General features: G+C 32.0%; 22 protein-coding genes and 2 riboswitches. Of the genes, 7 read left to right on the top strand and 15 right to left on the bottom strand.

The genetic code is table 11. The annotated features are described in order from the left end of the window. The 6 genes from ribB to HYI43_05305 all read right to left on the bottom strand — a co-directional run bounded on the left by ribB (position 1) and on the right by HYI43_05305 (position 6,397). Entirely contained in the window at positions 1–1,182 is a 1,182-nt protein-coding gene (ribB, locus tag HYI43_05330) for a 3,4-dihydroxy-2-butanone-4-phosphate synthase (GenBank protein UDI77983.1), read from the bottom strand. 13 nt (positions 1,183–1,195) lie between these two features. Then, the gene (locus tag HYI43_05325) at positions 1,196–1,828 is read right to left on the bottom strand and encodes a riboflavin synthase (GenBank protein UDI77982.1); all 633 of its coding nucleotides are present in this window, start codon (positions 1,826–1,828) and stop codon (positions 1,196–1,198) included. Positions 1,829–1,834: 6 nt separating this feature from the next. Beyond that, complete coding sequence (gene ribD / locus HYI43_05320; GenBank protein UDI77981.1) at positions 1,835–2,878, bottom strand: bifunctional diaminohydroxyphosphoribosylaminopyrimidine deaminase/5-amino-6-(5-phosphoribosylamino)uracil reductase RibD; 1,044 nt, start codon at positions 2,876–2,878, stop codon at positions 1,835–1,837. A gap of 141 nt (positions 2,879–3,019) precedes the next feature. Next, positions 3,020–3,160: riboswitch (FMN riboswitch) on the bottom strand. Positions 3,161–3,311: 151 nt separating this feature from the next. Continuing rightward, positions 3,312–4,808 (bottom strand): FAD/NAD(P)-binding protein, encoded by a 1,497-nt coding sequence (locus HYI43_05315; GenBank protein ID UDI77980.1) that lies wholly within the window; start codon positions 4,806–4,808, stop codon positions 3,312–3,314. 305 nt (positions 4,809–5,113) lie between these two features. Beyond that, positions 5,114–5,965, bottom strand: coding sequence for an N-acetylglucosaminidase (locus HYI43_05310; GenBank protein UDI77979.1), 852 nt, complete (start codon positions 5,963–5,965; stop codon positions 5,114–5,116). Positions 5,966–6,172: 207 nt separating this feature from the next. After that, positions 6,173–6,397 carry a hypothetical protein gene (locus tag HYI43_05305; GenBank protein ID UDI77978.1) on the bottom strand — a complete coding sequence of 75 codons (225 nt, stop codon included), beginning with the start codon at positions 6,395–6,397 and terminating at the stop codon, positions 6,173–6,175. Positions 6,398–6,651: 254 nt separating this feature from the next. Here HYI43_05305 and HYI43_05300 point away from each other — a divergent pair, with 254 nt between their 5' ends. Continuing rightward, positions 6,652–7,128, top strand: a complete 477-nt coding sequence (locus HYI43_05300) for a sigma-70 family RNA polymerase sigma factor (protein ID UDI77977.1) — start codon at positions 6,652–6,654, stop codon at positions 7,126–7,128. 1 nt (position 7,129) lies between these two features. Continuing rightward, the gene (locus HYI43_05295; GenBank protein UDI77976.1) at positions 7,130–7,576 is read left to right on the top strand and encodes a competence protein ComK; all 447 of its coding nucleotides are present in this window, start codon (positions 7,130–7,132) and stop codon (positions 7,574–7,576) included. Positions 7,577–7,594: 18 nt separating this feature from the next. Here the strand turns inward: HYI43_05295 and HYI43_05290 are convergent, their stop codons facing one another. Continuing rightward, positions 7,595–8,050 carry a hypothetical protein gene (locus HYI43_05290; GenBank protein ID UDI77975.1) on the bottom strand — a complete coding sequence of 152 codons (456 nt, stop codon included), beginning with the start codon at positions 8,048–8,050 and terminating at the stop codon, positions 7,595–7,597. A gap of 212 nt (positions 8,051–8,262) precedes the next feature. Next, positions 8,263–8,976 carry a transaldolase gene (locus tag HYI43_05285; GenBank protein ID UDI77974.1) on the bottom strand — a complete coding sequence of 238 codons (714 nt, stop codon included), beginning with the start codon at positions 8,974–8,976 and terminating at the stop codon, positions 8,263–8,265. Between the two features lie 269 nt (positions 8,977–9,245). On the opposite strand from HYI43_05285, the gene HYI43_05280 reads away from it, so the two are divergent. From HYI43_05280 to HYI43_05270, 3 genes are all read left to right on the top strand, one after another. Further along, positions 9,246–9,563 carry a hypothetical protein gene (locus tag HYI43_05280; protein UDI77973.1) on the top strand — a complete coding sequence of 106 codons (318 nt, stop codon included), beginning with the start codon at positions 9,246–9,248 and terminating at the stop codon, positions 9,561–9,563. Positions 9,564–9,637: 74 nt separating this feature from the next. Beyond that, positions 9,638–10,003: a fluoride efflux transporter CrcB gene (gene crcB, locus HYI43_05275; GenBank protein UDI77972.1), complete on the top strand. Its 366-nt coding sequence runs from the start codon at positions 9,638–9,640 to the stop codon at positions 10,001–10,003. After that, positions 10,000–10,353 (top strand): CrcB family protein, encoded by a 354-nt coding sequence (locus tag HYI43_05270; GenBank protein UDI77971.1) that lies wholly within the window; start codon positions 10,000–10,002, stop codon positions 10,351–10,353. Before crcB ends, HYI43_05270 begins: the two co-directional genes overlap by 4 nt. Before the next feature lie 72 nt (positions 10,354–10,425). Here the strand turns inward: HYI43_05270 and HYI43_05265 are convergent, their stop codons facing one another. The 3 genes from HYI43_05265 to HYI43_05255 form a co-directional block, all read right to left on the bottom strand. Then, on the bottom strand, positions 10,426–11,262 hold the full coding sequence (locus HYI43_05265; protein UDI77970.1) for an aldo/keto reductase: 837 nt from the start codon (positions 11,260–11,262) through the stop codon (positions 10,426–10,428). Positions 11,263–11,413: 151 nt separating this feature from the next. Then, on the bottom strand, positions 11,414–12,322 hold the full coding sequence (locus tag HYI43_05260; protein UDI77969.1) for an NERD domain-containing protein: 909 nt from the start codon (positions 12,320–12,322) through the stop codon (positions 11,414–11,416). A 97-nt stretch (positions 12,323–12,419) separates the two neighbouring features. Next, positions 12,420–13,616: a methionine adenosyltransferase gene (locus HYI43_05255; GenBank protein ID UDI77968.1), complete on the bottom strand. Its 1,197-nt coding sequence runs from the start codon at positions 13,614–13,616 to the stop codon at positions 12,420–12,422. Between the two features lie 116 nt (positions 13,617–13,732). Beyond that, a riboswitch (SAM riboswitch) is annotated at positions 13,733–13,844 on the bottom strand. 165 nt (positions 13,845–14,009) lie between these two features. Here HYI43_05255 and pckA point away from each other — a divergent pair. Next, positions 14,010–15,602, top strand: a complete 1,593-nt coding sequence (gene pckA, locus HYI43_05250; protein ID UDI77967.1) for a phosphoenolpyruvate carboxykinase (ATP) — start codon at positions 14,010–14,012, stop codon at positions 15,600–15,602. A 229-nt stretch (positions 15,603–15,831) separates the two neighbouring features. Here pckA and HYI43_05245 read toward each other — a convergent pair whose 3' ends face one another. Beyond that, on the bottom strand, positions 15,832–16,641 hold the full coding sequence (locus tag HYI43_05245) for a S9 family peptidase (protein ID UDI77966.1): 810 nt from the start codon (positions 16,639–16,641) through the stop codon (positions 15,832–15,834). Further along, complete coding sequence (ytkD, locus tag HYI43_05240) at positions 16,622–17,095, bottom strand: nucleoside triphosphatase YtkD (protein UDI77965.1); 474 nt, start codon at positions 17,093–17,095, stop codon at positions 16,622–16,624. The genes HYI43_05245 and ytkD overlap by 20 nt, the downstream gene beginning before the upstream one ends. A gap of 66 nt (positions 17,096–17,161) precedes the next feature. Between ytkD and yidD the strand changes: the two genes are divergently transcribed. Then, positions 17,162–17,407, top strand: a complete 246-nt coding sequence (gene yidD / locus HYI43_05235; GenBank protein UDI77964.1) for a membrane protein insertion efficiency factor YidD — start codon at positions 17,162–17,164, stop codon at positions 17,405–17,407. Here yidD and menC read toward each other — a convergent pair. Together menC and menE are read right to left on the bottom strand one after the other, a co-directional pair. Next, a complete protein-coding gene (gene menC, locus HYI43_05230) occupies positions 17,404–18,411 on the bottom strand; it encodes an o-succinylbenzoate synthase (protein ID UDI77963.1) in 1,008 nt (335 codons plus the stop codon). The two genes, yidD and menC, sit on opposite strands and share 4 nt — an antisense overlap. A gap of 4 nt (positions 18,412–18,415) precedes the next feature. Beyond that, positions 18,416–19,807 (bottom strand): o-succinylbenzoate--CoA ligase, encoded by a 1,392-nt coding sequence (gene menE / locus HYI43_05225; GenBank protein ID UDI77962.1) that lies wholly within the window; start codon positions 19,805–19,807, stop codon positions 18,416–18,418. Positions 19,808–20,079: the final 272 nt, after the last annotated feature.

The following is a 20,079-nucleotide window of genomic DNA, read 5'->3' as shown; positions in this document are numbered from 1 at the left end:
CTATATTAAATGTCCCATTTTTTCTTTTTTCGTTGTCATATAATCATGATTATGTGGCGTTTCCGGTACAATAATTTCTGTACGGTCTGCCACTTTGATACCATACTCTGATAATCCTTCAAATTTCTTCGGATTGTTACTTAATAAGTTAACTTGTTGTACGTTAAAATATTTTAAAATTTGAGCTGCAATATGATAATCTCTTAAATCTTCATCAAAACCTAATGCTAAATTAGCAGTGACAGTATCATGACCTTGTTCTATTAATTCATAAGCTCTTAATTTATTAATTAAACCAATACCTCTTCCTTCTTGTGGAAGATATATAATTAAGCCACCCCGATTATTAATGTACTGCATAGCTGCTTCGAGTTGAGCGCCACAATCACATCGTTGACTATGAAAAATATCACCTGTTAAACATGCTGAATGTATTCTTACGTTTTCAGTTGCACGAGGTTTACCTTTAGCAAGAACAACAATCTCTTCATCCGTATACTCTGATTCAAATCCATACATTTCAAATGCACCATAATCAGTAGGCATTTTAACATGAGCTTTTAATTCAACTTCTGAAATATTACGCTTACGATAATTAACTAAACTTTCAATTGTAATCATCTTCAAACCATGTTTATCTTTAAATTGTTGTAATGCGTCACCTTTCGCCATAGTGCCATCATCATTCATAATTTCACATATAACACCTGCTGGTTCTGCACCAGTTAGTCTTGCCAAATCTACGGCTGCTTCAGTATGACCTTTACGTTCAAGTACACCTTTATCTTTAGCAATTAACGGAAACATGTGACCTGGTCTATGAAAGCTATCATGCGTTGATTGAGAATTGATCAGTGCTCGTGCAGTAGCCATACGGTCAAAGGCACTAATTCCTGTTGTTGTCGTTACGTGATCGATACTTACAGTAAAATTTGTTCCATAACCATCTGTATTATGGTCTACCATAGGCATTAAATCTAATCGTTTCGCAATTTTACTACTAATTGGTGAACAAATAAGTCCTCTGCCCTCTTGAGCCATAAAGTTTATCGTATTATCATTCATCCATTGAGTGATGGCAACTAAATCACCCTCATTTTCACGATTTTCATCATCTACAACTATAATGCTACTACCACTTTTTAATGCTTCTATTGCATCTTCAATTGCGTCAAATTTCATTTAAATACGCCTCCTAGAAACCAAATGCTTTTAGTTTATCCATGGTTAACTCTGAATTATTTCTACCTACAATATTTTCTACATATTTGAACAATACGTCTGTTTCTAAATGAACATTATCGCCAATTTTTTTAGAGGAAAGTATAGTTGAACGTCTCGTCTCGGGAATTAAATGAATATCAAAACTGTCATTGCGTAAATCAAATACGGTTAAGCTCACACCATCAACAGTAATTGAACCTTGTTTCACCATCTGCTTAAGAATATTTTGCGATGCTTTTATGGTTATAATCCTTGAGTTAGCTGTTTCATTTACTTGTGTGATAACTCCTTTATCATCAACATGTCCTAATACGAAATGTCCGCCAAATCGCCCTTTCCCTAGCATTGCTCGCTCTAAGTTCACTTCATCATTTTGTTTAATATGAGATAGATAGGTCTTATCTTCAGTACCTTTAATTACTTGTACTGTAAAGTAACTACTTTGAAAATCGATGACCGTTAAACACGCACCGTTCACACTGATAGAATCACCGATATGTATATCTTCTAAAATGTTATGACAAGCAATATCTAATGTTCTAACAGATTGTTGAGTGCGAATATTTTTTACAGTACCTATTTCTTCGACGATACCTGTAAACATGTGTATTCACTTCTTTCGCAAAGTCATTTTTAAATTTTGATTAATTAACTCGGTAGAAATAATTTCAAATTGCGTAGTGTCATTCAAGTCTATAACATCATTCGTTTGATAGAATTGATTTTTACCTGAACCACCTATTAATTTCGGGGCGTAATAAATAATAAGATGGGTTACATAATTAGATTGGAGAAATTCTGATGTAATTTGAGGGCCCGCTTCAATTAATAGTTTGCCGAAGCCTCTCTTATATATATCATTTAATATATTGTCTAGTGAACAATGTTCAAAAAATACAATTTTAACGTTGTCGTGTGGACTTTTAAGAGTAGCATCTTGTGTGTAAATGATAATTTCACTTAAATTATCTTGAAACAGTTGTTTAGTAAAATCAATATGACCACTTTTGGATAAAATAATGCGTGCCGGATTTTTACCATCAATCATACGTGTCGTATATTGTGGGTTATCCGCATCTAAAGTACCTCTACCCGTCAATACAGCATCATGCGTATGTCTAAGATGATATACATCCTGTTTAACTTCTTTATTCGTTATCCACTGACTTTGGCCATAGTCTGTGGCTTGCTTACCATCAAGTGATACAGATACCTTCATCGTAATTTCAGGTATATGTTGATTTTTTGCTCTGAAAAAGTCTTTATATAATTGGTATGCTTCATCAGAGTGTTGATACTCAACATCGATTCCTGCTTTTTGTAAAATCGCGTCACCTTCTGACGGTAACGTGGAATCTTTCACAGCATAGATTACTTTACTAAGTCCACATTCGATAATTTTATTAACGCATGGTGGTGTTGACCCATAATGCGTGCATGGTTCGAGCGAAATATAAATTGTACCGCCTTGTGCTAAATCTTTAGCCATATCTAATGCTTGAACCTCAGCATGCTTGTCACCTTGTCTTAAGTGAGCACCAAGTCCAACTATCCGACCATTTTTAACTACAACTGCACCAACTGGTGGGTTAATTCCTGTTTGGCCTTCTACCATTTGTGCAAGTTGTATGGCATATTTCATAAAATAACTCAATTCATCACCTCATTATATAAAAAATCCCTACACCTTAGTTATTGTAACTAGGGCATAGGGAGATTACATATATTCAAATAAGCATATCTATTTCACTAAATGCATATGCTTAATAAACGCCGATTTAAAAATAAGACGTCTTCATTCTTTCTCCCATCCAGACTTTAACTGTCGGCTCTAGAATCTAACTAGATCAGCCACCAAAGATTTAAAATAATCTTTGGCAGGTCGCAGGCTTAATATACTGCCGGTTGGGAATTTCACCCTGCCCCGAAAGAATTATTATGAAATTGTGAATACTACTGAGTTAATGTAGTTTAGCTACTACAAGAATTATCATACGCTTAATTTTTGAAAATTACAATCAAGTAAAACACAGATAAATAAACTAAGACACTAAATGTGCATTTTATTAAAATATGGGTAAAAACATCTATTCATCGCCATCGATGTGATCGAATTGGCTTTGTACTTCATACATATATTCAACTGCATTGACTGCTTGATCAACTATCATTTTAACGCCATTCCGAAGCTTATTAACCCCATTTGTAACCTGACCTATAGCAATCATGTTATTTAATGTTCCATATCGTGGGCTAATAACTTGGTTAGTTTCGGGAATAATTTGAATCCCTCCCATTGGATGAGATTGGACGATTTGTCGGTTTTCTAAGTTAAGAATAAGTTGATCATCTTCATCTAAATCTGATAAATGCGTTTTAGAGCCTGTTGAATTAATAATGACATGGTGCGGATAAATTGTACTATCATCTTTAAATTTTAAATTGAAACAATTATCTTTATATTTAATATCTTCTAATCCCGCTTTAACGATTAAAGATTTATTTTTAATAAGCTCAATGACAAGTTTAGCCGTACGTGGTGGCATTGGATTAGAGTTCAGTTGAATGATTTTTGTGAAACGTCTATCAAATTCTTTTTGATCTTCACGACTTAAACTATTCCATATCCAATTTAAGTTCTCTTTAACATTTTCAATAAGACTTTGAAATACACCTAACTCATCTGGATGCTCTAAATCATATTGTAAGTCACGAATTGTATCACCTGTACGTCGATAAACCATCTTTTCAAGATCAATTTGATAATCCTTACATTCAGCTTTAAACAAATCAAAAGCAACTTGTAAAGGCATATTGCCATAATGTTGTGTCTTTACTTCATTAAATTTTGATTTTGTTAAATGTTTAAAGTTTGTCGCTTTCATATTCCCTCTAACACTAGGTAAATTTGCTGAGCGACTCGTCATTGTAATTGGTAATTTAGGATGATGAGTAGCCACATAGCGCACAACATCCAAGCTAGCTAACCCTGTTCCTATAATAGCAATATCATCATCTTGAGACACGTCATCTAGCGTATTATATGTAGGATAAGGATTTTGTATGTATCCTTTCTTACCTTTTAAATGATATGGATCATGGTATGCAAAGGTGCCAACAGTAAGAAAAATATAATCATATGCCTTCCATTCTTTCATATCTTCTGATGTACACACAAAGTATTTGATAGTTGTTTCATCTATTTCTGAATTTGTAAAAATTTCATGTACTGGCTTATTTATCACGGATAAATTATCGTACTTCATTTCATACGTTGATAAATAGGACTTCATGTAGTGACCGAAAACAAATCGAGGTAAATAAGTTGGGTTTTCAAATTTAAATGTAGCTTGTGCCTGGTACCATTTCCAAAATTCTTCATCATCATCTAAATTCAAACTCATATTTTTAGTAGGTAAATTAATTAATAACTGACTACTATCATTTTGAAAAGGTACACCTTGCCCCATATTCTTTTCATTATCATAAACATCAACTTTTAAGTTTTTAAAATTATCATGTTTTACTAGTTGTCTTAAAACACTTACACCAGCCGTCCCCATTCCAATTATTGCAACTCGCATGTTTAACATCATCCTTCAAATCTTCTCAAATTTTTATAGATTATTATAGTATTATATCAATAAGTTCATATCGTTAAAATGATTTATACTCATTGACACTATTGCCACCCCTTATTACTTTTAACCATGAAATTATATGTTAAAATCTTTGTATTGAGGTGAAGTCAATGAAATTTTTACTGAAAGTCGCTCTCGTTTTTGTTATAGCTTTTACTTGGTTAAGCAGAAAAAATAAAGCGGAATAATAGTATAAGACACAGAAAACCCAATCTCCACTCATATTTATGGAGATTGGGTTTTTTTAATTATTTCTGATGTTTATTATCGTCCTTGTAAACATAAAGTTTAAAGTATTTACCTTCTGTTTTCATTTCTTTATAGAAATCTGAAATAATTTCAGCATTACTTTCTGCCCACTTAATGTCTGTAGCGTATTGATGTTCACCAGGATTTTTAGGATTCCATCTCATGCTATATAATGTGTTTTGATCATTATGTGATAGGAAATGACGATGGATAAAGTCAGCCCCACCTTTAATAGCTTTATCAGGCGTATCCCATCCATGTTTTTTAGCATATTCAGCACCCGTTTTAATTGGGTCGCTATCTAGTGCACCTACACCATAGAAGTTATAATATTTTTTTCCATCTATTTCAACACCATTAGCTAAATCACTTTTTACTGAACCAGTTTCTAATAATGCATGTGAAATTAAGTATACTTCGTTTACATGTTTTTCTTTAGCTGCACTGATAAATGCGTCGGTATGCTTTAATAGTGTAGGTCTATCAAACAACATACGTTTAATACGATTTTCATCAATACCTTGATATTTAGATAAATCTAAGAATTGATATTTTTGCTTGTCATTATCGATAAATTTGCTACTATCCATTGCAGCTTTAATTTCGCTCGATGAAGCATCTCGCCAAGCTGTATTATTTTTATTTGAAACTTGTTGACTTGTGTAGTTATCAATTTGTTTTTCTGCAGCCTTATCAAGTGTGACATTTAAATGTTCTACACTTTCTTCTTCATTGACTTTCTTAAAAAATATTTGGTCAGAAATCATTGAAAAGAAGACAAAACCCGCTGCTACTAAAACAATCAGTAGCCCCACTAGGCCTATTATTGAGCCTTTTTTGTGCTTCGTCATATTCACACCTCTTAGGTCATTGTTGTAATCTTATTAAAAGTCTTTCATGATAATAAAGTTTAACATTATTAATACCGTTAAACAATTTTATAATTGCAATGTTACATATTCATAAAATAAAAGTAATCAAAATGAAACTTTGCAAAATAAAAAGTAATGAAATAAATAGAATTTCATTACTTAAATAGTCATTTGTTAGTGAACGTTTTACTTATTTGCATTACGATAGTCCATCATAATGAAACTCGCTGCCTGTGATCTATTCTTATAGTAATATTGATTTAAATCAATTGTGCCTTCAATTTCACCATCACGATACATCATTTCATTAGTGAAATTATTAATCATTACAAATTCTGAGCGATCTCTAATAATATCTAAATCATCGTTTCTCGCAAAAAAATGCTCAAGATTTAAATGTGCATAGTCCAAATTTATACCTCCCATGTATTGGATTGGCTATAAGCCTTATTTATTTTCGAATGTTAGGTATCATCTTATATAAATGTCATATTCTTTACTTTGACAAGAATTTAGACATGTTTTAGCTAGTTTAGTCATTCTATGTTTACTATTTAACACCTATTTATGAAATTACGCAAATGATAATTCATCTTTTTAAGATTATATTTTAATTATCCGGAAATTCATTTATGCGCATAAACAAGGAGCGTCAATGATTTATATTGAATTTTGATGAAATATATATCAAACACCATAGAATTATTCATTATCTATTAAAACAATATCACATAACGTATAATTATGATGAATTTTATCAATTATTGTTAATAAAATTCTGGGAATTATCTCAATGTTATGATTGTACATCAAACATTTGCCTATCTTCTTTTCTTTATACACGTTTAAAATTTTATCTTATAGATATTTTTAGAAAAGAAAGCCTGAGCCCAGAAACGACAAGTACTGATGAAGTTCAAATTTCCCCATATGATTGCTTTACTTTCGAAAACTTAATCCATTACCGCAAAGATATCTCTCAACTACTCAATCATAATGAATTAACGTGGTTCCATTATTTTATGCAAGGTTATAAACAATATGAAATTGCAAAATTAATGAACATGTCTATTTCAACTATTAAAAAGTATAAATCCTCTACTATTAAAAAGTTCCACGCTTATGTTCACGAAGGTGTTTAAATTGTTACCACATAATACGTACCAATTATTATATATTCAAACATTGACTGGTAGTTCGCTCAAAACAAAGTGTCGTTTTAAGTCGTATGAAATGGTTCTGCCTTTTCCAATAAAAAAGGTACTAACTTATTATCTTGAGCAACATAACAAATCATATTCACAACAGTTAAAAGTTGGCAAGCGTTTGTTGGCTATTAATAAATTAGTACCTATATATATTTCTAATAATGTTATTTTATTTCCTATCAAGCAACAACGGGCACCACTTCAACTTTATATAAATGCTGTTGCTATCATTGGTTTATGTTCTGACCTTGAAGGAACTATCGTTACGTTTGAAAATAATGTACAACTTAAAGTCGATGAATCTTATACTTTACTTTATAAAAAATGGCAAGAAAGTACATTATTGTTACATTTAATGCATAAATCGACATATATTTCTTAGAAAAATATACATCCGAAGTTACTTGTTAAACTTATATTCTAATAATTTCTTAGTAAAATAAGCTGTGACAGATTTTATTAAGTAAAGACTCACTAATGCTAGTAATATAGCCCCAATTAATATCAAGATAACATTGATGACTGGCATTGAAACTTGAGGATTGATAAAGAAGTTTACCGCAGTAAGACTAGTAATAAAGCCTGCTAAGAATAGCCCCAATAATAACGCATATAGTAACACCATACCAATTAACAGAAGAAGCAAAGTTAAACTAGATACTTCTTTTTCTTTGTATATATGTTGTTTCAAAAAATGATTGGCAAATTTAACCGGTTTATTATATTTCTTTGCTTCATTTTCTCCAGATTGAATTTGACTATATTCTTTTAACTTTTCTTCTAATAAATTCTTTTCTTTTTTATTTAAAAACCACAACTGTTTTTTTACTTTTTGTTCGAAGACTACTTGTTTCATTTCTAGTTGTCGCGCTCCTTTTTTTCAAATTCTCATAAAGCTTAGCGAAATTTAAGATTAGAAACAAGTTAATTATTATAAAAATGTATAAAAATCGCCCTGCACAAATCAGATTTATGATAATGATTGTTATCTAATTATCTTATAATTAGACAATTTAGTTAGCATAACCTTGATTGTACAGAGCTTGATACCTCAATTTAAATTAAATTTTATAAAATTGATAAACCTGAACTTTTTATATCTTTCGCAAAACCTTGAACAGTATCTATTGATAATTCATTAATATCTCTACCTAGATTTGTATTAACTTTCTTAACGACATCAGCTGGACATGTAATAATATCCACACCAAGTTGATCAGCTTGAATAACATTAAATGTTTCACGACAGCTTGCCCATAATAATTTAACACCATCTTTGCTATGCGCAACTTCAACTGATTCTTTTACTAATGGAAGTGGATCGACACCTGTATCAGCAATTCGTCCAGCGAATACTGAAATGTAAGTTGGTACGCCTGCTGTTACTGCTTCAGTAATTTCTTTGACTTGTTCAATAGTATAAACTGCAGTTACATTTAGTCTTACATTATCAGCAGATAATTTTTTAATAAGTGAAATTGTAGATTCACCTTTTGAGTTAACAACTGGAATTTTTACGAATACATTATCACCATATTGTTTAAGAATTTCAGCTTCTTTCTCCATTGTTTCTAAATCATCAGAAAAGACCTCAAATGAAATAGAAGCATCTGGGATTTCGCGTACTGCTTCCTCTGCAAAAGCTTTATAGTCTGTTACACCAGCTTTTGCCATTAAACTAGGATTAGTTGTAAATCCATCAACCTCTTTATTTTTATATGCTGCTTTCATTTGTTCAATATCCGCACCATCTGCAAATACTTCTACATTAAGTTTAGTCATAATTAATTTCCTCCTGATAAAAATATTACGAATATAGTAAAGTTCCATCACTATGGAATCTTAGCATTTTATGTATCTGTTATTGCCTAATATGATGTATGAACTACTTCGCTATATTAAATAATTATAAATTATTTATATCATTCTTATTCAACCTTAGCTAATGTTTTGCTTTTATTAGAAAAATAAATATAACTTCAACACGGCACTGTTACAACAGTGTTGAAATATGGTAATATGATTAGATGATATTATGCAGGAGGAACATTATGTCAAAATCAAAAAAATACTTCTATATTTCAATAATATTACTAATTATAAGTTTATATTTTAATACATTTAATCCATTACTTAGTCAACAAATAACTTCCGTTAAATACCTACTTATTGCTTGTAGTATTGTAAATGTTATTATTCTAATTGCTTCAATTATCTTTTCAGACAAATCGATTAAACACTTAGGGGATCGTCGAGGTTGGATCAGAGTTGCTAGCAAATTATTGCCAATAATTATTTTAATCGTTATTTTATTCCATATATATGCTTCAGTAAAAACATTTGGCATTTTATCTCAATATTTAGGTTAATTTACTAATAGTTTTTAAAAATAGCAAACTTAATACTTATTAAAAATGTATTTTATAAAGAATAGGTGAAAGTAATGCAATATATATTTGTTTTAATTGGTGGTATGGTTGGAGCATTATTAAGATATTCACTCACATTTATTAATAACGGTTCCGCTTTACCTATCGGAACACTGATTGCAAATTTAATTGGTGCATTTTTTATGGGATTACTATCGACGATTACTATTAAATTGTTTAAAGATAACCCAATGATAAAAAAAGGATTAACTACTGGCTTACTTGGTGCTTTAACTACTTTTTCAACTTTCCAACTTGAACTTGTAAAAATGGTTCACCATCACATGCTTGGTTTAGTTTTTATGTATGGCTTATTAAGTTATATAGGTGGCATATTGCTATGCTGGTTAGGCGTTAAGGTAGGAGGTCAGTCATCATGATTAACGTTTTATTAGTCATGTTTGGTGGCGGATTAGGTGCAGTAGTAAGAGCTTGGTTAACGGATTACGCTAAAGAACGATGGACAACTACGCTACCCATAGCAACTTTAGTTGTTAATATCATTGGTAGTTTTCTTATAGGATTAGTTTTAGGTCTCTCCTTACATTTGCAATGGTTTAGTTTGTTTTTTGTAACTGGTTTTCTTGGAGGATTAACTACGTTTTCAACTATGTCCTATGAGTTGGTAAATTTCTTATCTCCCAATTTTAAACCTGTTCAATTTATAGCATATTCATGTTTACAATTTATAATAGGTTTTCTAGCGTGTTACTTAGGTTTTATTATTTAATTGATTAAAAAACTACACTTCATCGGTTACCATACATTGTAACCGATGAAGTGTAGTTTTATTTTTCTTTCATTAATGACCTTCAAATGTATTTGGATCAGGACCGATTCTTTTGTCTTTATTTAAGTTATCAATTCGTTGCATTTGTTCATTTGAAAGCTCGAAATCAAATACATTAATATTTTCTTCAATTCGACTTGATGTTACCGATTTAGGAATAACAATGACACCATGTTGAATATTCCAACGAATAATGACTTGTGCAGCAGATTTGTTTACTTCTTTTCCTATCGCATTGAGCGTCTCATCGTCTAAAATTTGAGCATTCATAAAGGGTGACCAAGATTCCATATAAATGTTTTGTGCCTCTAAATATTTACGTAATTTACTTTGCGTAAAGTACGGATGAAATTCGACTTGATTTATTACTGGTTTAATCGATACTTGAGCTAATAAAGCTTCTAAATGCTCTGGCTCGAAATTACTTACACCAATATTTTTCACTTTATTATCTCTGTATAGATCTTCCATACCTTTCCACGTATCAATCATCACAGCCTCATTAACCCCAGGCCAATGTACTAAGTATAAATCCAAATAGTCTAATCCTAATTTTTTTATACTCATATGATATGCTTGAGCAACATTTGCACGTCCAAAATCTTCAAAATATAATTTTGAGGTAACGAATATATCTTTACGTTGTAACCCAGTTGCTTCTAAACCTTCTTTAATACCTTGTCCAACTTGTTCTTCGTTACCATATACTTTAGCCGTATCTATGCTACGATAACCAGATACGATAGCATGTTTAACTGCTTCTTTACATTCTTCATTATTCTCAACTTTAAAGGTTCCAAGTCCTACCTTTGGCATTGTGTGACCGTTGTAAAATTCAATTGTTTCCATACAAGGTACCTCATTTCTTATAAATTAATATTTATTTCTCTATTCCCAAATATAGTCCTCTTAAAAACGTTAATTCAATTTTAATGTGATTTTTTCATGAAAATAAATTTATACTAAAAATCCGAGACATGATGATGTCCCGGATTAAATATTAATTAAATGATTCAATTTTATTCATTACTTCTTGTAATTCATCAACGTTATATTGAATACGTCCATGGAATACAAATTTGTTAAAGAATTCGTCCAATTGTTCAGGTCCTACTAATACCTTTACACTTGAACTTTGAGCATAATTTGAAATAGTAACGTCGCCCTCATGTTTAGGGTTGAAGTATAATATTGCTGTTGGTGTGTATTTAGCACCTAACTCAGTTTGTAAATCTGATGCTAATTTTTCAATTGCAGCAAGCTGATTTGAATAATTAACAAATGATAATGATGTTTTATCCTCATTCTGATCAAGTACAAGCGTTTGAGGTGATTTCTCATCTAAGTCTAATGTATTAAAAACTTGTTCCATCATTGGTAATTCTTGGAATTGATTACCACTAATACCATTATATACATGGCCTTTTAGTAATTGAGAATCGATGATGTATAGTCCTGTTCTTGTTAAAACAAGATGGCTTATACGTTGTATATCATTGAATTCATTACTTGGGAGGAAGATATTAGCCATGATATGCATATCTTCTGGTCTAATACGTTTTTCATTAACTAAACGATTACGTATACCAATTAAGCGCATATCTGTAACATATTCACTTTTATTTTTAGAGAAAAGCTTTAAGGCATCGATTTCACGATCTTTACCACTTACAGTTGCCTCGTATGTTTCTTTTTGCTTTGTAACTTGCTTTTTATTTTCAATACGCTCTTTTTCAAGTGCTTCTTCATGAGAGGTTCTCATTTCTTTTTCTTTAAGCTCGTATTCTTCTTTAGTTTTCTGTTTAATATTATTTTTACTTTTTAATGCTAATAAAAATAATGCTAAGCAGATAATAGCAATAACAATTGCTACTACTAAACCTATTTCGGTTGGTCCAAATGAATCCATTAAATCAACGCTCCTTTTATACTTTCAATAACTCTAATTATAATAAAAATTGATGATTATTTCGACATAAATTACATCAAATTATTTTAAGCGTTTATTAAGCTTGGACAGCATCTTTTAACACATTTACTTTATCTAATTTTTCCCAAGGTAATAATACATCTGTTCTACCAAAATGACCATAAGCAGCTGTTTGTTTATAGATTGGGTGTTTTAAATCTAACATCTTAATGATACCGGCTGGACGTAAGTCGAAGTGCGCTCTTACTGCTTCAACTAATTGTGCTTCTGATACTTTACCAGTATTAAATGTATCAATAGAAATAGAAACTGGTTCAGCGACACCAATTGCATATGCTAATTGTACTTCACATTGATCAGCTAATCCTGCAGCTACGATATTTTTAGCTACGTAACGTGCTGCATATGCTGCTGAACGGTCAACTTTAGTTGGATCTTTACCGCTGAAACATCCACCTCCATGACGTGCATAACCACCATAAGTATCGACAATAATTTTACGTCCTGTTAATCCAGCATCGCCTTGAGGTCCACCAATTACAAAACGCCCTGTTGGGTTAATAAAGAATTTAGTATCATCATCAATTAATCCTTGAGGGACAGTTGGGTAAATAACATGTTCTTTAATATCACTTTGAATTTGCTCTAATTCAACATCATCAGCATGTTGAGAAGATACGACGATTGTATCAATACGCTTTGGTTTATCGTCTTCATCGTATTCAACTGTAACTTGTACCTTTCCATCTGGACGTAAATAATCTAAAATGCCATCTTTTCGAACATCAGATAAACGTTTGGCAAGTTGGTGTGATAAGAAGATTGGTAATGGCATAAATGTTTCTGTTTCATTTGTAGCATAACCAAACATTAATCCTTGATCTCCAGCACCAGTAGCTTCAATCTCTTCTTCCGAAATATCATTTCTATATTCAAGTGCTTTATCTACGCCTTGTGCAATATCAGGTGACTGTTCGTCAATAGCAGTTAAAACAGCCATCGTTTGGTAATCATAGCCGAATTTAGCACGAGTATAACCAATACCTTTGATTGTTTCTCTCACAACCTTAGGGATATCTACATATGTAGATGTTGAAATTTCACCAGAAATTAAAGCCATACCAGTAGTTACAGTAGTTTCACATGCGACACGTGCATTTGGATCATCTTTTAATATTTCATCCAAAATGGCATCTGATACTTGGTCAGCGATTTTGTCAGGATGCCCTTCTGTCACTGATTCTGAAGTAAATAAACGTTTATTATAAGTCATGTTTTGCTCCTTTTTATACCTATATTTACGAAAATTCTCTTTAAAATTGTGAGCTCAAAAATAAAAGAGCCTTCACACTATACATGATTGAGTGAAGGCTCTTAAACGTCCATTCGCTCTTATCGTTCAGACCATATTTGTCTGCAAACGGTTTGGCACCTTTCTTTATTAAAAAAGAGGTTGCTGGGTTTCATTGGGTCCATGTCCCTCCACCACTCAGGATAAGAGAATCCGTTAAGAACTATACTACCTAATTCACTTATCAATGTCAATTTTGTTTTCAAATGTTTTTTTGTCTTTTCCAGGTGGATTAATTAACCCAGTATGTTATACTATTTCAATGTAAAGGCTTACAATTAAATAATTATATATTATACGCTGGAGGGATTGGGTATGTCAGTAGATACATACAGCGAAACACCAAAACTTAAACACTTATTAGAAAAAGAGAGCTCATTATTTCAACTTTCAACAACACAACTTTACTACAAGATAATGGCTAACAACGAAGGTGAATTAACTGAACTAGGTGCTATTAATGCAAGTACAGGTAAATATACTGGTCGTTCACCTAAAGATAAATTCATCGTCACTGAACCTTCTTACAAAGATAATATTCATTGGGGTGAGATCAACCAACCAATCGATGAAGAAACTTTCTTAAATCTTTACACTAAAGTTTTAGATTACCTCGATAAAAAAGATGAATTGTACGTATTTAATGGCTATGCGGGAAGTGATAAAGACTCACAATTAAAACTAACTGTTATTAATGAGCTAGCTTGGCATAACCTTTTTGCACAAAATATGTTTATTCGTCCTGGTTCAAAAGAAGAAGCTGCTAAAATTAAAGCAAACTTTACTATTGTATCAGCGCCTCATTTTAAAGCTAATCCAGAAGTCGATGGCACTAAATCTGAAACATTTGTCATTATTTCATTTAAACATAAAACCATCTTAATTGGCGGTACTGAATATGCCGGTGAAATGAAAAAAGGTATCTTCTCAGTAATGAACTACTTATTACCTATGCAAGATATTATGAGCATGCACTGCTCAGCAAACGTTGGTGACAAAGGCGATGTTGCCTTATTCTTCGGTTTATCTGGTACTGGTAAAACAACTTTATCTGCATCACCTGATCGTAAATTAATTGGTGATGATGAACATGGCTGGAATAAAAATGGTATTTTCAATATTGAAGGTGGTTGTTATGCAAAAGCGATTAACTTATCTAAAGAGAAAGAACCACAAATTTACAATGCGATTCAATATGGTACTATTTTAGAAAATACTGTAGTAGATGAACGTGGCGAAGTTGACTTTGATGATAATACACATACTGAAAATACGCGTGCGGCATATCCAATTCATCATATCGATAATATTGTACTACCATCTAAAGCTGCACATCCAAATACTATTATTTTCTTAACAGCTGATGCATTTGGTGTACTGCCACCAATTTCAAAATTATCTAAAGCGCAAGCGATGTATCACTTCTTAAGTGGTTTTACTTCTAAATTGGCTGGTACAGAACGTGGTGTAACTGAACCAGAACCATCATTTTCAACATGCTTTGGCGCACCATTCCTACCACTTAATCCAATTAAATATGCAGATTTATTAGGAGAACTTATCGATAAACATGACGTTGATGTATATTTAGTTAACACTGGATGGACTGGCGGTAAATACGGTGTAGGTAGACGTATTAGCTTACACTATACTCGATATATGGTAGACCAGGCTATTAACGGTAAATTGAAAAATGCTGAATTTACTAAAGATGAAAAATTTGGCTTGAGTATTCCGGTAGAAATGGAAGACGTACCTAAAACAATCCTAAACCCTATTAACGCTTGGAGCGATCAAGATAAATATCGTGCTCAAGCAGATGATTTAATCCAACGTTTTGAAGAAAACTTCAAAAAATTTGGTTCAGAAGTTGAAGAAATTGCCAATACAGGCGGATTCAACAAATAATATTAATTAATAATATAGAAAGCACTCACTCGACGTATATAGCTCATCACTAGTGAGTGCTTTTATGATGTTTTTTATTTTAATCATTTATTAAGCCTAATATTTTTATATAATAAGTTTGCAATTATTGAGTTAATTAAGAAATCTCTTACCCCTACTCGGTATCTTTTATCGACTATTATGCACTGGGTACTAACCACGAATGCTCAAACAATTTTTAGCAACACATCTATTTAGAGTGTGCAAATGAATTTGAAGTTTTTTCTATTTCATTTGCTTCAATTTTATTCATCCAATCCATTACATAATTTAATGCTTTTGTCATAGCCTTTGGTCTAGGTACATGTCCTTCATCAAGTTGATAAAATGTATCATAGACCACACCTTTTTCTCTTAAATGTTCTTCTAAAAAGTATGCTTGATGAATACCTACTTGTTGATCTTTGCCACCGTGTACAATTAAAATTGGTGGACTGTTCTCATTAATTTTTTTAATAGCATCGCGTTGTTGATAGGCATTTTTATCTTTTTTGGGATGGCCAATCATACGTCGAAGCATCCCTCTTAAATCTACTCGTTCTTCATACATTAAATGAATATCAGACACACCACCCCAAATGATATAACTATCAACAGGATAATCTTGGAAAGATAACAGGCCTTGGATTCCTCCTCTTGAGAATCCAATCATATGTACATATGCATTAGGATACTGCAATTTTAATAGCTTAATAAGGTAGGTTACATCTTTTAAATCAGAATTAGCAAATTCATCTCGACCTTCACTACCATTGCTTCCTCTATAATAAGGACCAACCACTAAAGTTTGATCATCAGCAAACTGCATTAACCTTGCTGCACGGACACGACCGACTTGACCCTTACCGCCTCGCAAATATACAACTATTCTATGAACATGGCGATGTATTGGGCGCATTTGCAAGCCTTTAACTTTTAATCCATCAACTGTGTATGTAATTTCTTCAAACTGATGTGTATAGGATTCGATTGGCATTTTTTTAGTTGTGATAGAATCCAAGTTCAACCACCCTCTCTAAACATTTTAGAATAGCGTCATCTTGAATTAAATAGCTTTGTTGTTCTAAAGGAATATCCATAATTTCATTAAACAACAATGGCCCTCTCGTTTCTAAATAATCATTTTTCGTTTCTAGTGATTTTACTTTAATTACATATACGTCTTTTTTGAAAATAGAGGCATCATTCGTATGTACTTGATATTGTGCTATATAATGCACATGCGCAGCTATAACACCAGTTTCTTCATATAATTCTCTTTCAATTGCATCTTTACTTAATTCTCCGTGTTCAACCTTACCGCCTGGAAACTCAATACCTCGAATTTTATGTTGTGTAAATAATAATTGATTCTGAAAAATTGGAATAGCTAAAACATGGTTGCCATTTGGATAATCCTTATCCGTTTTATAATGCATTGTTACACGTCTATTATCTTTATCTATAAACTCCATGTTCCTCACTACCCCTTTCTTTGTGTTAAACTATTTAATAATTAAACTTCTTGTTGGAGGATTAAAATGTTTAAAAAATTATTTCTCGGCATTATACACATTTATCAGCGTTATATTTCACCAATGACCCCACCTACATGCCGTTTTTATCCTACGTGTTCAGAATATACAAGAGAAGCTATAGAAGTGTACGGCCCTTTTAAAGGCGGATATATGGGCTTCCGACGTATCTTAAAATGCCATCCACTTCATAAAGGTGGCTTTGATCCTGTACCTTTAAAAGAAGACAAGGATAAACATCATCATCACTAGTCGAAATCAAATAATTTAGATTTATCAATTTTAGGAGGGCTGAATGAAATCATGCCCTCTTTTAATTGTCCTATACCTTGCGTAAAATCTTCTTCAAAATAGTAGCCCTCAGGCGTTATATCTCCTGGATAATCCCCTAATTTTGCTAATAAGGCAGTGAAATAACGACTTAATCCATATTCATACATGCCACCAATAACGATTTTAATATTTTGAGCCTTTAACTTTTTAATAAGCGAACGTGCATTATCAATGCCACCAATTCTAAAAGGCTTTATAACCACCACTTTAATTGGAAATCGTTCAATAATAGATAATATTGACGCTTCATCAGTTGCCTTTTCATCAATTGCAATTGCTGGATAAGTATGAATCTCAAGTTTATCTATGTTTGCTAATTCTTTAAACGGTTCCTCTATATAAAGTATCGCTTGCTTGTCTATCTCTTTTATGTTTTCAAAATCAATCATATCCAAGGATTCATTCGCGTCTAATGCTAATTTATAATCATGTTTTAGTTGCCTATTCAGAAGCGAAATATCATTAATAAGATGATCCGACCATTTTAGTTTAATACGTTGCGGCTTTGTATTTTTTAAATTATCAAGTTGCTGTGAAGTTAATCCACTAATCGTCGCACCGTAATTAACTTCAAAACTAGGTAAATCATGATACATTTGATAAACGGCCATAACAACTGTTGATCTCGCTGAAGGTTGTTTATTAAGTAAATCTAAATATGGTTGCCACTCTTCAAACGTATTAAATCTCTTATTTAAGATTTGCTTTGCCCATTTCTCTAGCGTGGCCTTAACCGAAGAAATGGTTTCTTTATCATACCAATTGGTATCAAAAGCATTGCATTCCCCATAAAAAGATTGGTTATCGTCAGTTACAAACGCTACAATAAGGACTTTTCTATGAGTCATATTAGTTTTAGGCGTTAAGATGGGTGACTTAAATTTACCATTGTACTTGTAAAAATTGACTGCTTTTATCAACATACTATTATCCTCTATCAATCATTTTATTACGTTGTAATTTACCGGTAGATGTATATGGTAAATGCCCAACGCTATACAAAGCTTTTGGTACTTTATATTTGGCTAAGTGCATTTGTAAAAAGCTTGTTAAATCTTTTTCAGATATTTCATTTTCAGAAACGTAATAAAGAACCGGAACTTGTCCCCATGTTTCATCTTCTTGAGCTACACAAACTGCATCATCGATACCTTGATATTTTTTGGCGATAGTCTCTATCTCATAAGGATAAATATTTTCTCCACCACTAATGATCAAATCTTTGCGACGATCATAGACCATTACAAATCCTTCCTCATCAATTTCTGCTATATCACCCGTTTTAAAGTAACCATCCTCAAATGTATTTTTTAAGCCTTTGGGATAAAGATAACCATTCATCACGTTGTCCCCCTTGATAAGGAGTTCTCCATGACCATCGCTATTAGGATTTTTAATACGAACATGTACATTATCGCTAGGTTTACCCACTGTATCATAGCGTTGTGCTAACATATCAGGGCTAGCAGTTAAGAACTGTGAACATGTTTCAGTCATACCAAATGAATTATATATTGGTAAGCTATATTGCAATGCCTCATCGATTAAAGTAGATGATAGTTTTGCACCACCTAGCAATATTTTTTCTATTGAAAATGGTCTGTTCAATCCAGCATCCATAAGCCATTTAAGCGTTTGTGGTACTAAAGATACGTGTGTAGGTACTTCTTCTTTAATAATCGTTAACATCGCTTGTGTATTATATTTTTCGAGTATACGTACCGTAAAGCCCTCGATTATAGAACGTAATAAAACACTCAGTCCTGAAATATGATAAATCGGTAAAACAGCCAACCATTTCGTCTGTTGATCATACCCGAGACTTTCTTTACACCCCATAGCACTTGCATAATGATTTTTAAACGTTTGTGGAACTGCTTTTTGAGGACCTGTCGTACCAGATGTAAACATAATTGATGCAATACGATTAATATCAAATGTTTTGTCATTGGTACATTTAGGACATTGTTCTAATTCAGATATATGTATCACATTGAAATGTGATAAATGAAATGTTTGTGTTGTTAATATTGTATTTATATTAATAGAATTCATTTGATTTATCATTTCAGTTTCTGTTAAACGCGTGTTTAGCATTGCTATTTCAACATTAGCTAACCAACAAGCGTTAATAAGAACGATAGACTCCATATCATTCTTAATATATAAACCTACTCTATTCAGATTCAAAGAAAGCAGATGTTCTGATATTGAAAATGCTTTATCATATAATTCTTTAAACGTAATTGAATGATTTCCATCTGTAACTGCTACCTTATCTTTATTTTTAATACTTTGTTCTTTTAACCAAAAATCCACTGTTCATTCCTCCATTTAGACACATTATAATTATAACGATAATTTAGTTCGTTAGCATTGGTTGTGTTTAAGAAGCAGGATATCTAAATAACATCAACGTATAACTATAGAAATTTTAAGAAGCATTTCAACTATTAAATAATAAAAAAAGAGTTTAAAGTGATGATTACCACTTCAAACTCTAATTAGCTATGATATTCAATTATTGCCTAGCCTCATAGCGGGCTGGCCACTGTGTTCAATGTATTTAGTTTTATAAGTTCCACGCATTG

Origin of the sequence: Staphylococcus taiwanensis (genome assembly GCA_020544305.1) — a bacterium.
GTDB lineage: Bacteria > Bacillota > Bacilli > Staphylococcales > Staphylococcaceae > Staphylococcus > Staphylococcus taiwanensis.
The sequence above is the reverse complement of the archived record's forward strand: the minus strand, read 5'-3'. Positions and strand labels throughout refer to the sequence as shown.

Bases quoted from the DNA above. Each gene is read 5' to 3' on its own strand.
- ribB (UDI77983.1), bottom strand. From the start codon at position 1,182: ATGAAATTTGACGCAATTGAAGATGCAATAGAAGCATTAAAAAGTGGT.
- HYI43_05325 (UDI77982.1), bottom strand. From the start codon at position 1,828: ATGTTTACAGGTATCGTCGAAGAAATAGGTACTGTAAAAAATATTCGC.
- HYI43_05315 (UDI77980.1), bottom strand. From the start codon at position 4,808: ATGCGAGTTGCAATAATTGGAATGGGGACGGCTGGTGTAAGTGTTTTA.
- HYI43_05310 (UDI77979.1), bottom strand. From the start codon at position 5,965: ATGACGAAGCACAAAAAAGGCTCAATAATAGGCCTAGTGGGGCTACTG.
- HYI43_05290 (UDI77975.1), bottom strand. From the start codon at position 8,050: ATGAAACAAGTAGTCTTCGAACAAAAAGTAAAAAAACAGTTGTGGTTT.
- HYI43_05285 (UDI77974.1), bottom strand. From the start codon at position 8,976: ATGACTAAACTTAATGTAGAAGTATTTGCAGATGGTGCGGATATTGAA.
- HYI43_05280 (UDI77973.1), top strand. From the start codon at position 9,246: ATGTCAAAATCAAAAAAATACTTCTATATTTCAATAATATTACTAATT.
- crcB (UDI77972.1), top strand. From the start codon at position 9,638: ATGCAATATATATTTGTTTTAATTGGTGGTATGGTTGGAGCATTATTA.
- HYI43_05270 (UDI77971.1), top strand. From the start codon at position 10,000: ATGATTAACGTTTTATTAGTCATGTTTGGTGGCGGATTAGGTGCAGTA.
- HYI43_05265 (UDI77970.1), bottom strand. From the start codon at position 11,262: ATGGAAACAATTGAATTTTACAACGGTCACACAATGCCAAAGGTAGGA.
- HYI43_05260 (UDI77969.1), bottom strand. From the start codon at position 12,322: ATGGATTCATTTGGACCAACCGAAATAGGTTTAGTAGTAGCAATTGTT.
- HYI43_05255 (UDI77968.1), bottom strand. From the start codon at position 13,616: ATGACTTATAATAAACGTTTATTTACTTCAGAATCAGTGACAGAAGGG.
- pckA (UDI77967.1), top strand. From the start codon at position 14,010: ATGTCAGTAGATACATACAGCGAAACACCAAAACTTAAACACTTATTA.
- ytkD (UDI77965.1), bottom strand. From the start codon at position 17,095: ATGGAGTTTATAGATAAAGATAATAGACGTGTAACAATGCATTATAAA.
- yidD (UDI77964.1), top strand. From the start codon at position 17,162: ATGTTTAAAAAATTATTTCTCGGCATTATACACATTTATCAGCGTTAT.
- menC (UDI77963.1), bottom strand. From the start codon at position 18,411: ATGTTGATAAAAGCAGTCAATTTTTACAAGTACAATGGTAAATTTAAG.